We start from the raw sequence: 14418 nt of genomic DNA, 5'->3' as shown, positions 1-14418 counted from the left end.
ACCGGTGGCCATGGTCTTTCAACCATAGCCACCGGTTACCGGTTTTCGCGGCTAACTAGCCCTTGAAACGCGGGAACGCGCTGCGGCCGGCGTACCGTGCGGCGTCGTCGAGTTCCTCTTCGATGCGCAGCAGCTGGTTGTACTTGGCCACGCGCTCGGAGCGTGCGGGGGCACCGGTCTTGATCTGTCCCGCGTTGGTGGCAACGGAGATGTCAGCAATGGTGGTGTCCTCGGTTTCGCCGGAGCGGTGTGAGGTGATGGTGGTGTAGCCGGCACGCTGGGCCAGGGAAACGGCGTCCAGGGTCTCGGTCAGGGAACCGATCTGGTTGACCTTGACGAGCAGGGAGTTCGCGGTCTTGGTGTCAATGCCGCGCTGCAGGATGGCCGGGTTCGTGACGAAGAGGTCATCGCCCACGAGCTGGACCTTGTCGCCGATGGTGTCGGTGAGGGTCTTCCAGCCTTCCCAGTCGTTCTCATCCAGCGGGTCCTCGATGGACACGAGCGGGTAGTCGGCCACGAGCTCGGCGTAGTAGGCGCTCATCTCGGTGGCGGAAAGTGCCTTGCCCTCGAACTGGTACGCGCCGTCCTTGAAGAACTCGGAGGAGGCGACGTCCAGGGCCAGGGCAATGTCCTTGCCCGGGGTGTAGCCGGCGTTCTTGATGGCTTCCTGGATCAGGTCCAGGGCGGCACGGTTGGACGGCAGGTTCGGCGCGAAGCCGCCCTCGTCACCCAGGCCGGTGGACAGGCCCTTGGCCTGCAGGACGGACTTGAGGTTGTGGTAGACCTCGACGCCCCAGCGCAGGCCTTCGGAGAAGGTCTCGGCGCCGATCGGGACGATCATGAATTCCTGGATGTCCACGTCGGAGTCGGCGTGCGAGCCGCCGTTGAGGATGTTCATCAGGGGCACGGGCAGGACGTGCGCGTTGGGCCCGCCCAGGTACTTGTACAGCGGCAGGTCAGCGGAGGCGGCGGCGGCGTTGGCCACGGCCAGGGACACGCCCAGGATGGCGTTGGCGCCGAGCTTGCCCTTGTTGGGGGTGCCGTCCAGGTCGATCATGGCCTGGTCGATGCTGCGCTGGTCGGTCGCGTCGAAGCCGGTCAGGGCCGGGGCGATCTGGTCGATGACCGCGTCGACGGCCTTCTGGACGCCCTTGCCGAGGTAGCGGCCCTTGTCGCCGTCGCGAAGTTCAACGGCCTCGTGCTCGCCGGTGGAAGCGCCGGAGGGAACTGCTGCGCGGCCGATCTGGCCGTCCGAGAGCAGGACTTCAACTTCTACGGTCGGGTTGCCACGGGAATCGAGGATTTCGCGGGCGTGGATGGCATCGATAAGCGCCATGGATATGCTCCTTTGGGTGAAGCGATCTGCAGGGAATCTGACTGCTTGGACTCTGGCTGTACATCAAGCGGAAAAGCCGACGTCGTCGTCGCTACTAGCGTAGTCGAGAGCGGGATAAGTTACGGAAACCTATCCAAACCCCGGACGTCATGATGGTGCCGCTACCGTGCCGACTCTAGTCTGCCAGCGCTAATGTGCCGATGGCCGGGAGCCGGTGCTGTCCTGGAACCGGCGCAGGGCGCCGCGGAGGGCGCGTTCGGCGTCGAGCCCGCCGGCCCGGGCAGCGGCCACGATCCCGAACAGCAGGTCGCCGAGTTCCTCCTCGGCGGCCGGGAGGTCGACGGCGGTTTCGACGGCGGTTCCGACGGCGGTTTGGCCGGCGGCCGCTGCCATGCCCGCGCGTTCGGCGCGGTCCAGGAGCTTTTGGGCCCGCGCGAGGGCCGGCAGCGCGGCGGGAACCCCGTCGAAGACGTGGCCGCGTTCGGGCCTCTCGGCCTTCTTGACGGCGTCCCATTTCAGGACGATCTCCTCCATCGTTGCCGGGAAGGATTCCTGCAGCGAGCCGTCGGGCCGGAACACGTGCGGGTTGCGCCGGATCATCTTGGCCTTCAGGCCCCGGGCGACATCGCCCAGGTCAAAGGCGCCGCGTTCCTCGGCGAGCCGGGCGTGGAGCACCACCTGCAACAGGACGTCCCCCAGTTCAGACTGCAGTTCCGCGTCGCCGGCGCCGGTCTCGATGGTCTCGGCCACTTCATAGGCCTCCTCCAGGAGGTACTCCACGAGGGACTCGTGGGTGAGGGCACCCATCCAGGGGCAATGCTCGCGCAGGGCCGCTATCAGCCCCAGCAGCTCCCCGACCTCGCAAGCTCGGCCAGGGACCCCTGCCGCTGTGGGCCCAGCGAGCCCCTGGACGGGTGATGTGTCCTCGTTAGCCAAGATCGGAGTAGGCCTCGTTGATGTATTCGACCAGGGCTTCCTTCTCCTCGAGCGGCAGGAAGGCGGCCTCGGCCGCGTTCAGCGTCAGCTCCAGCAGGTCATCGAGGTCGTAGTCGAACGTCTCAACCAGGAGTTCGAACTCGTCGGTCAGCGTCACGCCGCTCATGAGCCGGTTGTCGGTGTTGATGGTGACGTTGAAGCCGAGCTGGTAGAGCATGTCCAGCGGGTGGCTTTCGATGCCCTCACCGAAGCCGGCAATGGCGCCGGTCTGCAGGTTGGAGGAGGGGCAGATCTCCAGGGCGATGCCACGGTCCCGCACCCAACTGGCGAGCTCGCCCAGGGTCACCATGCCGATGGTGTCGTTGACGGAGTCGTCGAAGCCTTCGGCGTCGGCGGCCTCTTCGTCCTCTTCGAATTCGATCGTGACGTCCTCGGCGATCCGGACGCCGTGGCCCAGGCGCAGGGCCCTGCCGTCGACGAGGGCCGACTGGATGCTTTCCAGGCCGGCGGCTTCGCCGGCGTGGACGGTGGCCGGGAAGTTGTGCTGGGCCAGGTAGGTGAAGGCGTCCTTGAAGCGGGACGGCAGGAAGCCGTCCTCGGCGCCGGCGATGTCGAAGCCGACGGCGCCGTTGTTGCGGTGGCGGACGGCCAGTTCGGCGATCTCCTGGCCGCGGTCGGCGTGGCGCATGGCGGTGATGAGCTGGCCCACCTGGATATCGCGGCCGGTCTCTGCCACGGCGTCCACTCCAGCTTCGAGGCCGGCCTGCACGGCTTCGACCACGTCGTCCAGGCTCAGGCCCTTCTGCAGGTGCTGTTCGGGCGCCCAGCGCACCTCGCCGTACACGACGCCGTCGTCGGCCAGGTCTTCGACGAATTCCTTCGCGACGCGGAACAGGCCCTCCTTGGTCTGCATCACGGCGATGGTGTGGTCGAAGGTCTCCAGGTAGCGGACCAGGGAGCCGGAGTCGGCGGATTCGCGGAACCACTCCCCCAGTGCAACGGGGTCCGTGGACGGCAGCGTGTGGCCGACGGCCTCAGCAAGTTCAATGATGGTGGCCGGGCGGAGTCCGCCGTCCAGGTGGTCGTGAAGGGAAACCTTGGGAAGGCCCTTCAGGTCGAAGTCGAGGTCAGGGGCAGCGTCAGGAATAGTCTCAGTCACGTTCCAACCATAGGGTCGCCGGGCGCTGGAAGCTACTTTCCGGATGCTCCGGACTCAGCGGACGGACCGGCCAGCATCGTGCCGTGCAGCTCGGAAGCACGCTCACCGGAGGCGGGTTCGTTGACGTATTCGGTCTCGGACGGGACCGGACTGGTGTCGTGGCGGCCCAGGCGCTTGTGCCACCAGCGCAGGAGATGGTCGATGAGGACACCGAGCACAATGGCGAATACCACCGCGATGCCCGCGCTGAGCAACGGGTTGTGGTGCAGCCACGGGAAGGAACTGGCCAGGACGCCGATGCCGATTGAGTAGGCGACCCACGTCAGGCAGGCGAAGCCGTCCAGGAAGAAGAACCGGCGGTGCGGAAACGCCGTCGTGCCTGCCACGTAGTTGACGGCGACGCGGCCCCACGGAATGTACCGGGCGGTGAAGATCAGGACGGCGCCGCGCTTCTCGAGTTCGTAGTGGGCCCAGCCGAACACCTTTTGGACCTTCGGTTTGCGCATCCAGCGGAACCGCTCGAGGCCAATCTTGCGGCCCAGCATGTAGGCCATGTTGTCGCCGGCCATGGCTCCCACGAGGGCCGTGAGGCCGAGGATCCACAGGTTGGGCTGGCCGCTGTGCACGGAGTACGCAGCCAGGGCGACGATCAGGGTCTCGCTGGGGACCACCATCGCGAAGCCGTCCACGAAGAAGAAAACCAGCAGGAGGGGGTAGATCCACCACTGGCCAGCGGCATGGAGCACGGCCTCGTTAATGAACTCCATGCAGGTGGTGCTCCTTGATGACTGGGAACGGACAACTAAGCCGTATCGTACTCGCGATGACAGTGGGTAGAACTATGGACGAAACTTTGCACGACGTGCGGCCAACAACCGTGACCCAAATCGCTCCTAAGTGTCCCATGGGCGGGCCCAATCCGCCTAGGACTCGGCGGGCGGCACGGAATGCGTCGGTTCCTCCGGTGCGCGGCCGCGCACCCTGCTGATCACGCGGTCCAGGACGACGCCCAGGACGATCGCGCAGACGATGGCAATGGCCGCGCCCAGCACGTGGTTTTCCTCAAACCACGGACCAACAGTCAGTCCGATCCCCACCGAGTAGCTGGCCCAGAGCAGCGCCGAGAGCACCGTCAGGCTGACGAATCTGCGCCACGGGTAGTGCGTGGCGCCGGCCGTCAGGTTAACGGCCACCCGCCCGATCGGGACGAAGCGGGCCACAAGGATCAGTGAGGCGGGCCGTTTCCGCAGTTCCCGGCCGGCCCAGCGGAAGGCCGCCTGCATGCGCGGGCCGCGCTGCCACGCCCAGCGCCGGGTTCCGGTCCCGCGGCCGATCAGGTAAGCCATGTTGTCGCCCACCAGGGCCCCTGCGGCAGCCGTTGCGATCAGGAGCAGAGGGTTGGGGACGCCCGCAGTGGCGGCGACTGCAGCCAGGCCCACCACCACCGATTCGCTCGGAATCGGGGGGAAGAACCCGTCGATCACGCAGCAGGCGAAAACCAGGACGAGGACCCAGGGTTGCCCTGCGGCGGCGAGGATGAAGTCGTTGATTGCCTGCACAGCTTCCTAACGCGCGGCGGGGCCAGATCGATCCAAGCGCAGGCTCGGCCGGAGCCGGGCCTGCGCTTGACGGGTACTGCTGTGGAGTCAGTGTACCGCCGGCTCCGGCCGCCGCTGCCCTCTCCCCTACGGCTGTTATCCCCAGGGTTTGGGCACCGTAAGGGATAGGGCGACGGGCTTAGGCGATGCGGTCGATGATGAGCTTCTGGGCGGGCCGGGAGCCCTCGGGGGCGATCACGGCGGCGCGTTCGAGCGCTTCCTTGGCACGCTCGAACTTCTCCGGTGTGTCCGTGAGCAGGGTCATGAGCGGTTCGCCTGCCTTGACCGTGGCGCCGGGCTTGGCGTGCATCCGCACCCCGGCACCGGCCTGGACCTGGTCCTCCTTGCGGGCGCGCCCGGCACCGAGCCGCCAGGCAGCGACGCCGACGGCCATCGCGTCGAGCTCCACCAGGACACCGTCGGCCGGGGCGTAGATGACCTCGGATTCCTTGGCGACCGGGAGCTTGGCGCGCGGGTCTCCGCCCTGGGCCTCGATCATCCGGTTCCAGACGTCCATGGCCCGGCCGTCCCGGAGTGCTGCCCGGGGATCGGCGTCGCGGATGCCGGCGCACGCCAGCATTTCCTCCGCGAGCCGGACGGTGAGTTCGACGACGTCGTCCGGGCCTCCGCCGGCGAGGACCTCCACGGATTCCTCGACCTCGATCGCGTTGCCCGCGGTCAGGCCCAGCGGCGTGTTCATGTTGGTGAGCAGGGCCACCGTGTTGACGCCGGCGTCCTTGCCCAGGGCCACCATGGTTTCGGCCAGTTCGCGGGCGCGGGCCTCGTCCTTCATGAACGCGCCGCTGCCCACCTTGACGTCGAGCACCAGCGAGCCGGTGCCTTCGGCGATCTTCTTGCTCATGATCGAGGAGGCGATCAGCGGGATGGCCTCCACGGTCCCGGTGACATCGCGGAGCGCGTAGAGCTTCTTGTCCGCCGGGGCCAGCCCGGCGCCGGCCGCGCAAATGACCGCGCCGACGTCCTGGAGCTGGGCCATCATTTCCTCATTGCTCAGGGCCGCACGCCAGCCCGGGATGGCCTCGAGCTTGTCCAGGGTGCCGCCGGTGTGGCCGAGGCCGCGGCCCGAGAGCTGCGGCACTGCCACGCCAAACACCGCTACAAGCGGAGCCAGCGGCAGGGTGATCTTGTCCCCGACGCCGCCGGTGGAGTGCTTGTCCGACGTCGCCTTCACGCCGCCGTCGGGCCGCCGCAGGCTGGAGAAGTCCATCCGCTCGCCGGAGGCGATCATGGCCGCCGTCCAGCGGGAGATCTCGGCCCGGTCCATGCCGTTGAGCAGGATGGCCATGTTCAGGGCGGCCATCTGTTCGTCGGCGATGGCGCCGCGGGTGTACGCGTCGATTGTCCAGTCGATCTGGGCCGGGCTGAGCACACCCTTGTCCCGCTTGATGCGGATGATGTCGACGGCGTCGAACGCTTCACTGTTGGGGGGGTTCTGAGTCGTTTGTGTCACCGGGGTTCCTCCAGGTGTTGGGGGCCAAAGGCATCGGGAAGGACCTGGTCCATGGTCTTGATTCCCTGCGTGGTCATGAGCTCCATGTCCGGAGCCCGGAATTCGTAGAGCAGCTGGCGGCAGCGCCCGCACGGCATGAGGACATTCCCGCCGGCGTCGACGCAGTAGAAGGCGCGCAGCCGTCCCCCGCCGGTCATCTGCAGGTTGCCCACCAGGGCGCACTCGGCGCACAGGGTCAGCCCGTAGCTGGCGTTTTCGACATTGCAGCCGCTGACGATCCGCCCGTCTCCGGTGAGGGCCGCGGCCCCCACCGGAAACTTCGAATACGGCGCATAGGCGTTCTTCATGGCGGACACTGCCGCAGCTTCGAGTGCAGCCCAGTCGACGTCGATGCTGTCCATTCTCAGCCCTTGATGTACGGTATGCCGTCAGCGGCCGGCGGCCGGGAGCGGCCGACGAGCCCGGCCACGGCAAACACGGTCACCACGTACGGCAGCATGGCCATGAACTGGCTCGGCACCGGGGTGCCGATGATCGTCACGATGCTCTGCAGGTTGTCGGCGAAGCCGAACAGCAGCGCGGCGAAGAACGCCCCGATCGGGTTCCAGCGGCCCAGGATCATGGCGGCGAGGGCAATGAAGCCGCGCCCGCCGGAGATTTCCTTGGTGAAGCTGTCGATCGCCACGAGGGTGAAGAACGATCCGCCGATCCCGGCGACGGCGCCGCCGAGCGTGACGTTCCAGAAGCGGGTCGCGTTGACCTTGATGCCCAGGGTGTCGGCCGCCTGCGGGTGCTCGCCCACGGCACGGACGCGCAGGCCCCACTTCGTCTTGAACAGTGCGACCCAGATCACGATGACTGCCACGTACATCAGGTAGCCCACCACGGACTGTTTGAAGAGGATGGGCCCGATCACGGGGATGCTGGACAGGACCGGGATATCGATGATGGGCAGCTCGGCGGGCGAGTTGTACTTCTCCGGATCGGACTGCATCACGGTGGTGAACAGGAAGCCGGTGAGCCCGGAGACCAGGACGTTGAGCACGACGCCGACGATGATCTGGTTGACCACGTACTTGATGCTGAACACTGCCAGCACCACCGACACAAGGGCGCCCGCCACGGCCGCCGCAAGCAGGCCCAGGTAGGGGTTGTGCGTCAGGCTGGCGACGAGCGCGGCCGTGAAGGCACCGCCCAGGAGCTGGCCTTCGATGGCGATGTTAACGACGCCGGCGCGTTCGCACAGCACACCGGACAGGGAGCCGAAGACGATCGGCACGGCGAGGGTCACGGATCCGGCGATGAGGCCGGCCAGCGAAATACTGGGGGTCCGGGCGCCGCCCACCACCCAGATCAGGAAGGCGACCACGAACACGACGGTGAACACGGCCGGCACCCAGCGCGGGGGCCGCCGGTTCGCTCTCGCCTTCAGGACCAGGGCGTAGCCCGCGAGGCCCAGCAGGATCAGGGAGAGCACCATGCCGGACAGGAATGCGGGTACTTCGATCGCCGGGAGCTGGAAGAAGTCTCCGCTGGATGAAACGCCGAACTTGGCGTTCGCCTGCGGGCCCAGCAGTCCGAAGAAGATGAACGCTACGGTGGCCAGCACCGCAAGCGTGACCGGCAACTTCCAAGTCACGGGCTTGGCGGACACCGTCGGCCTGTGGTTCTTCTCCGGCTGGGGTTTTCCTTCAACGGGCGAGGTTGCTGTTGTGCTCATGCGGCACCTCCGGTGGTTGCGGCCTGCTTGGTTTTGCCGGCGGTCGCGGCCTTCTTCTTGCGCGGGTTGAGTCCGAAGATCGCCCGGACCAACGGCGGCGCCGCGATGAACAGCACGATGAGTGACTGGACCACGAGCACGATGTCGATCGGAGTTCCGGTCTGGATCTGCATCTGGACAGCGCCTGCGCGGAAGGCCCCGAACAGCAGGCCGGCGGCGAAGGTGCCCCATGGCGAGGACCGTCCCAGCAGCGCGACCGTGATCGCGTCAAAGCCGTAGGTTGCCGCGACACCGTCGGTCAGGACCTTTTCGGTGCCCGCCACCTGTGCCACGCCGGCCAGGCCGGCCAGGCCACCGGCAATGGTCATCACCAGGATGGTGGCCCGGGAGACGTTGATGCCGGCGGTCAGGGCTGCCTTGGGGTTGGCCCCGACGGCACGGAATTCGAAACCGAGCGTGGAGCGGTTCAGCAGCCACGAAACAAACACGGTGGCCGCGATGGCCAGCAGGAATCCCAGGTGCAGCCGGTACTGGCTGCCGAAGATCAGCGGGTACGCGGCGCTGGGGTCCACGATGGGCGATATCGGTGTGTCCGCCCCCGGACGCTGGAACAAGTCAGTGTCGAGCAGGTAGCGCAGGAAATAGAGTGCGATGTAGTTGAACATGATGGTCACGATGACCTCGTGGGCGCCGGTCCGGGCTTTGAGCACGCCGACGATGCCGCCCCAGACGGCGCCGCCGATGACGCCGGCCACCAGGACCAGCAGCAGGTGTATCCCCAGCGGCAGGTGCAGCGCGAAGCCGACCCATGAGGCGAGGATGCCGGCCATGATGATCTGGCCCTGCGCACCGATGTTGAACAGGCCCGCGCGGAAGGCCAGGGCGACGCCGAGGCCGGCGGTGATCAGCGGGGTGGCGATGGTCAGCGTCTCCATGAGGGGGGCGAACTGTCCGGCCACGCCGTTCCCGCGGGGGTTGAAGACCGCGCCCTGGAAGAGGGCGACGTACGAATCGGTGGCGGCGGACCAGACGGCGATGAGGAAGTCACTGGGCCGGGCAAAGAGATAGCCCGCCGTGGTGCCGACAACCTTGTCCGTCATGGCGATGAGCAGGCCGCCGAGGATCAGTGCGAGCAGCACCGCCAGGATGGTCACGATGCCGTTGCCGGTGAAGATCTTGCGCAGCAGCGACTCCTCTTCCGGGGCACCCGGAAGAGCTCCGCTCTGGGTCGAGACCGGAACGGCCGATGGCTGGTGGGCGCCGCCCGCGGTGTCCAGCAAGGTGACGAAGTCTGCATCGTCCTCGAGCGGTTCAGGCTCCACGTCGGTGGCCTGCGATGCCGGAAGTTGGTCCGGGTCCGGTGCGGCCGCGGACCGCGGCTCGGTGTTCTCACTCATGGGGGTCTCCTACGGCGCCGGAGCCGGGCTCCTGCACGGACGGGGCGGCGGGGGCCGGGTTCATGGCCGGCTTCGTTGCGGGGTTTTCGGCCGGGGTGCCGGCCGGGTTTTCTGCTGCGTTCGCGGCCGGGTTTTCAGAAAGGGATCGGGCCGAGTGCCTGCCTGCGGCGTCGGTCTGGGCCTCGTCCGGGGAAACGCCGGCCATCATCAGGCCCAGGACGTCGCGCCCGGTGCCGGCCGGGACGATCCCGACCAGCCGGCCCTTGTACAGCACGGCGATCCGGTCGGCGAGTTCAATCACCTCGTCCAGTTCGGTGGAGACGATCATGACGGGCGTGCCGTGGTCCCGCTCCGCGACGATCCGCTTGTGCAGGAACTCGATGGAGCCCACGTCCACGCCGCGGGTGGGCTGGGAGGCGATGAAGAGCCGCAGCGGCCGGGAGAGCTCCCGGGCCATGACGACCTTCTGCTGGTTGCCGCCGGACAGGGTGCCGGCTGCCAGCGAGCCGGACGGGGTGCGGACGTCGAATTCCGCGATCCGGGTCTTGGCGTTCTCCAGGACCTTGGCCGGGCTCATGCTGATGCCTTTGGCGAACGGCGCCTGGTCGTAGCGGTCCAGGATCAGGTTCTCGGCGATGGAGAACGTGCCGATCAGCCCGTCGAGGGAACGGTCCTCCGGGACGAACCCGACGCCGGCGTTGAGGACCTCCTTGACGCTGCGGCCCACGAGTTCTTCGCCGTCGAGGGTGATCGAGCCGTGGACCCGCTCGTGCAGGCCCAAAATGGCTTCGGTCAGCTCCGTCTGGCCGTTGCCCTGGACGCCGGCGACGGCGAGGATCTCGCCGCGGGCGATTCCGAAGCTGATCCCGTCCACCACGTGCTGGCCGTTGGGGGCGATGACGGTGAGGTCCTTGACCTCGAAGGTGGTCTCCTGCGGATTCGCGGGAGCCTTGTCCAGGGTCAGGCTCACGGCCCGGCCCACCATCATGGAGGCCAGCTCGGTGGTCGAGGCGCCGGGATCGGCCGAGCCCACTACCTTGCCGCGCCGGATGACTGTGATGGTGTCCGAAACGGCCTTCACCTCACGCAGCTTGTGGGAAATGAAGACGATCGAGGTGCCGTGGCTCTTGAGCTGGCGCATGATGTCCAGCAGTTCATCGGTGTCCTGCGGGGTCAGCACGGCCGTGGGCTCATCGAGGATGAGCACCTTGGCGTCGCGGACCAGTGCCTTGATGATCTCCACGCGCTGCTGCACGCCCACGGGGAGGTCTTCGATCAGCGCATCGGGGTCGACGTCGAAACCGTACCGGTCGGAGATCTCCCGGATTTTCCGGCGGGTGTCATCCAGGTCCAGGAATCCGCCGGTCTTGGTGGTCTCCGCTCCCAGGGCAACGTTCTCCGCGACGGTGAAGACGGGGACCAGCATGAAGTGCTGGTGCACCATGCCGATGCCGGCCGCCATGGCGTCGCCGGGGCCGCGGAACGTGACCGGTTTGTCGTCGATTAGGATTTCGCCCTCTGTGGGCTCGTACAGTCCGTAGAGGACGTTCATCAGCGTGGACTTGCCAGCGCCGTTCTCACCGAGCAGACAGTGGATCTGCCCGGGTTCAACAACCACATCGATGTGATCGTTCGCTACCAGGGAGCCGAAGCGTTTGGTAATGCCCTTGAGTTCAAGTTTCAAAACTCTGACCAATCTCGAGGTGTCCGGACGGCTTGGTCCGGACGCGTAGGGGCGCTGCAGCACCAGCTTAGTGCCTGGGATCTGAGGCACTAAGGGCCGCAACGAAAAGCGCCACAGCCCGTGCGGTGGTGACCGGACGGGCCGTGGCGCTTAGCGGAGGAAGTTAGGCTTTCGGGCTGGCTGCGGATTCAACCTTCAGCTTGCCGTCGGCGATGTCCTTCTTGATCTGGTCCAGGTCGGACTTCAGTTCGGCCGGAACCTGGGAATCCATGTCGTGGAACGGGGCAAGCTGGACGCCGTCGTTCGCGAGGGTGCCAACGTACGGCTTGTTGGTGAACTGGCCGTCCTTGTCCTGCTTGACGACCGTCTCGACGGCCTCGCCCATCTGCTTCATGACGGAGGAGAGCATGATGTCCTTGTAATCCGGTGCCGTGAGGTAGCCGTCGGAGTCAACCCAGATGAGCTTGACGTCCTTGCCTGCTGCCTTGGCTTCCTGCAGGGCCGCGCCGGCACCCTTGCCGACCGGACCGGCGACGGGCATGACGATGTCGGCGCCCTGGTCCAGGAAGTTCTGGGTGAACTGCTTGCCCTTGTCCTGCTTTTCAAAGTCACCGGTGAAGGAGCCGTCCTGCTTGGCCTTGTCCCAGCCGAGAAGCTTGACGTCCTTGCCCTTCTTCTCGTTGTAGTACTTCACACCGTCGGCGAAACCGTCCATGAAGATGGTGACCGTGGGGATCTTGATGCCGCCGAACGTGGCGACCGTCCCGGTCTTGGTGGTGCCGGCTGCGAGGTAGCCGGCCAGGAATGCTGCCTGGGCGGTGTCGTAGATGATCGGCTTGACGTTGGCGACCGGGGTGTCATAGCCGAAGTCGATGATGGCGAAGTGCTTGTCCGGGTTCGCGGTGGCCTGGGACTTGGTGGCGTCGCCGAGCAGGAAGCCGACCGTGATGGTCAGGTTGCAGCCGGCGGAGACCATGGCGCGCAGGTTCGGTTCGAAGTCGTTGTTGGTCTTGGACTCGGCCTGGTTCATCTCGATGCCGAGATCCTTCTTGGCCTTCTGCAGTCCCTCGTAGGACGACTGGTTGAACGACTGGTCGTCGAATCCACCCGAGTCGGACACGATGCAGCCCGTGTAGTTGCTGGCGGTGTTGGTGGCGGTGCTGGCCTCCGGGGCAGCTCCGCAGCCGGTCAGCAGGAGTGCAGCCGCGCCCGCGGTGGCAACGCCGGCCATTGATCCGCGCTTAAAGGTGGCACGCAGAGAGTTCTTCAATTTTCCTCCAGGAAGAAAGAGTAGGCGCTACGACGGAAGTTCAATGAGTGTCTGTCTGCGGTGTTCCGCTGATCTCTGTTGTCACTGATGGATTTCGCAGCACTGCGCCGAGGCGCACTTATGCAAGCTACTGTAGTGGCCTGCGCCACGTCCCGATAACACACGTCCCGGCGAATGCCCAGATTGTTGAGAACTTGTTACCTAGAGGTAGCCGGTGCCCGCCGTGCCACATACGCCTCCGGCGCCGGTCCCCGCAGGAACCGGCGCCGGAGGCGTATGTGGCGGCACGGCGATTGCCGGGTGTCCGGCTACAGCCGCACGAGCATCTTGCCGGTATTGGCGCCGTCGAGCAGGTCCATGAAGGCCTGCGGGGCGTTCTCCAGCCCGTCCACCACCGTCTCGTCGTAACGGACCGTTCCGTCGGCCAGCCAGCCGGACATGGTCTCGACGAACTCGGCCATGTGCTGCCAGTAGCCGCCCACCAGGAAGCCCTTGAGCGTCAGTTGTTTGCCGATCGCCAGCATGAGGTTCCGCGGTGCCGGCGTCGGTTCGGTCGCGTTGTACTGGGCGATGGCCCCGCACATGGCCACCCGGCCACCGACCGTGAGGGCGGACAGCGCGGCTTCGAGGTGCTCGCCGCCGACGTTGTCGAAGTAGACGTCGATCCCGCGCTCACCCGCGGCCGCGGCGAGCTGTTCCGCCACGGGGCCGTCGTGGTAGTTGAACGCGGCATCGAAGCCGAGTTCGAGCAGACGTGCCACCTTTTCCGGCGAGCCGGCGCTGCCGATCACCCGGGACGCGCCCATGGCCTTGGCGATCTGCCCGACGAGCGAGCCGACCGCGCCGGCGGCGCCGGAGACGAACACGGCGTCGCCGGGCTTGAATTCCGCGACCTTCAGCAGTCCCGCGTAGGCGGTCAGCCCGGTCATGCCGAGGGCGCCGAGGAATGCTGACGCGGGGGCCAGATCGGTGCGCGCCACCGTGGTGGCCGCGGCATCGACGACGGCGTATTCGCGCCAGCCGAGGCCGTGCACCACCGTGTCGCCCACAGCGCGCCCTTCGGCCCGGGACGCGATCACTTCGCCGACGGCGCCGCCGTCGAGGGCGGTATCCAGCGCAAACGGCGCGGAGTAGGACTTGACGTCGTTCATGCGTCCGCGCATGTACGGGTCCACCGAGATGAACAGGTTGCGAACCAGGACCTGGCCGTCCTGCAGTTCGGGCAGCGCCGACTCGGCGAGGCGGAAGTTCGCCGGGACGGGGCGGCCGTGGGGGCGAGACGCCAGCTGGATCTCGCGGGTGGTGGCGGGAAGGGTGAGAGTTTCGGTTTTGTTGCTCATGCGGCTACCTCCAGGATGGTGATGTCGACAGTGATGTTGCCGCGGGTGGCGTTGGAGTACGGGCAGATCTGGTGCGCCTTGGCCACGAGGGCCTCGGCCGTGTCCCGGTCCACGGCGGGCAGGGCGATCTCAAGTTCGGCGGCCAGACCGTAGCCGGCACCGTCCTCGAGGGCGCCGAAGTGGATCTTGGCGGCGACGGCGGAGTCCGTCAGGTCGGCGCGCTCCTTGCGTCCCACCAGGCGCAGGGCGGAGTGGAAGCACGCGGCGTAACCGGCGGCAAAGAGCTGTTCGGGGTTGGTACCCGCGCCGTCACCGCCGAGTTCGACCGGGCTGGCAAGGGTGACGTTCAGCTTGCCGTCCTTGCTGATGGCGGTGCCGTCGCGGCCTTCGCCTGAGGCCAGGGCCTCTGCTGTGTAAAGGGTCTTCATGGTGTTTCCGTTCTGTCGGCGGGAAGAAGGGGTTCAGCGGGGAACTCGCCGGAAGCCTGCGGAGTCGCCGTAAATTTCC

At 66.8% G+C, this 14418-nt stretch carries 13 protein-coding genes; all 13 read right to left on the bottom strand.

Annotated features, from left to right (window positions below):
• Positions 1 to 55: 55 nt before the first annotated feature.
• Positions 56 to 1336: a phosphopyruvate hydratase gene (gene eno, locus AC1DBX_RS07875; protein WP_018774732.1), complete on the bottom strand. Its 1281-nt coding sequence runs from the start codon at positions 1334 to 1336 to the stop codon at positions 56 to 58.
• Positions 1337 to 1525: 189 nt separating this feature from the next.
• On the bottom strand, positions 1526 to 2143 hold the full coding sequence (locus tag AC1DBX_RS07870; protein WP_476931527.1) for a MazG nucleotide pyrophosphohydrolase domain-containing protein: 618 nt from the start codon (positions 2141 to 2143) through the stop codon (positions 1526 to 1528).
• A gap of 121 nt (positions 2144 to 2264) precedes the next feature.
• On the bottom strand, positions 2265 to 3431 hold the full coding sequence (locus AC1DBX_RS07865; protein ID WP_243180079.1) for an adenosine deaminase: 1167 nt from the start codon (positions 3429 to 3431) through the stop codon (positions 2265 to 2267).
• Between the two features lie 32 nt (positions 3432 to 3463).
• Positions 3464 to 4198 (bottom strand): DedA family protein, encoded by a 735-nt coding sequence (locus AC1DBX_RS07860; RefSeq protein ID WP_476856591.1) that lies wholly within the window; start codon positions 4196 to 4198, stop codon positions 3464 to 3466.
• A gap of 156 nt (positions 4199 to 4354) precedes the next feature.
• Positions 4355 to 4990, bottom strand: a complete 636-nt coding sequence (locus tag AC1DBX_RS07855) for a DedA family protein (RefSeq protein ID WP_223914188.1) — start codon at positions 4988 to 4990, stop codon at positions 4355 to 4357.
• Positions 4991 to 5168: 178 nt separating this feature from the next.
• A complete protein-coding gene (locus tag AC1DBX_RS07850) occupies positions 5169 to 6500 on the bottom strand; it encodes a thymidine phosphorylase (RefSeq protein ID WP_476931477.1) in 1332 nt (443 codons plus the stop codon).
• A complete protein-coding gene (locus AC1DBX_RS07845) occupies positions 6497 to 6901 on the bottom strand; it encodes a cytidine deaminase (RefSeq protein WP_230010838.1) in 405 nt (134 codons plus the stop codon). Before AC1DBX_RS07845 ends, AC1DBX_RS07850 begins: the two co-directional genes overlap by 4 nt.
• A 2-nt stretch (positions 6902 to 6903) precedes the next feature.
• Positions 6904 to 8220 (bottom strand): ABC transporter permease, encoded by a 1317-nt coding sequence (locus tag AC1DBX_RS07840; RefSeq protein WP_223914190.1) that lies wholly within the window; start codon positions 8218 to 8220, stop codon positions 6904 to 6906.
• Positions 8217 to 9617 carry an ABC transporter permease gene (locus AC1DBX_RS07835; RefSeq protein ID WP_476931476.1) on the bottom strand — a complete coding sequence of 467 codons (1401 nt, stop codon included), beginning with the start codon at positions 9615 to 9617 and terminating at the stop codon, positions 8217 to 8219. Before AC1DBX_RS07835 ends, AC1DBX_RS07840 begins: the two co-directional genes overlap by 4 nt.
• Positions 9610 to 11301 carry an ABC transporter ATP-binding protein gene (locus AC1DBX_RS07830; protein WP_476931475.1) on the bottom strand — a complete coding sequence of 564 codons (1692 nt, stop codon included), beginning with the start codon at positions 11299 to 11301 and terminating at the stop codon, positions 9610 to 9612. The genes AC1DBX_RS07835 and AC1DBX_RS07830 overlap by 8 nt, the downstream gene beginning before the upstream one ends.
• A 163-nt stretch (positions 11302 to 11464) precedes the next feature.
• Positions 11465 to 12571, bottom strand: a complete 1107-nt coding sequence (locus AC1DBX_RS07825) for a BMP family lipoprotein (RefSeq protein ID WP_476849114.1) — start codon at positions 12569 to 12571, stop codon at positions 11465 to 11467.
• Positions 12572 to 12879: 308 nt separating this feature from the next.
• The gene (locus tag AC1DBX_RS07820; RefSeq protein ID WP_476931474.1) at positions 12880 to 13911 is read right to left on the bottom strand and encodes an NADP-dependent oxidoreductase; all 1032 of its coding nucleotides are present in this window, start codon (positions 13909 to 13911) and stop codon (positions 12880 to 12882) included.
• Positions 13908 to 14339: an organic hydroperoxide resistance protein gene (locus AC1DBX_RS07815; RefSeq protein WP_223914194.1), complete on the bottom strand. Its 432-nt coding sequence runs from the start codon at positions 14337 to 14339 to the stop codon at positions 13908 to 13910. Before AC1DBX_RS07815 ends, AC1DBX_RS07820 begins: the two co-directional genes overlap by 4 nt.
• Between the last annotated feature and the right edge of the window lie 79 nt (positions 14340 to 14418).

It is taken from the genome of Arthrobacter sp. 10N44_2 (assembly GCF_056394385.1).
Note: the sequence above shows the minus strand (reverse complement) of the source record. Positions and strands in the feature narration are given on the sequence as shown.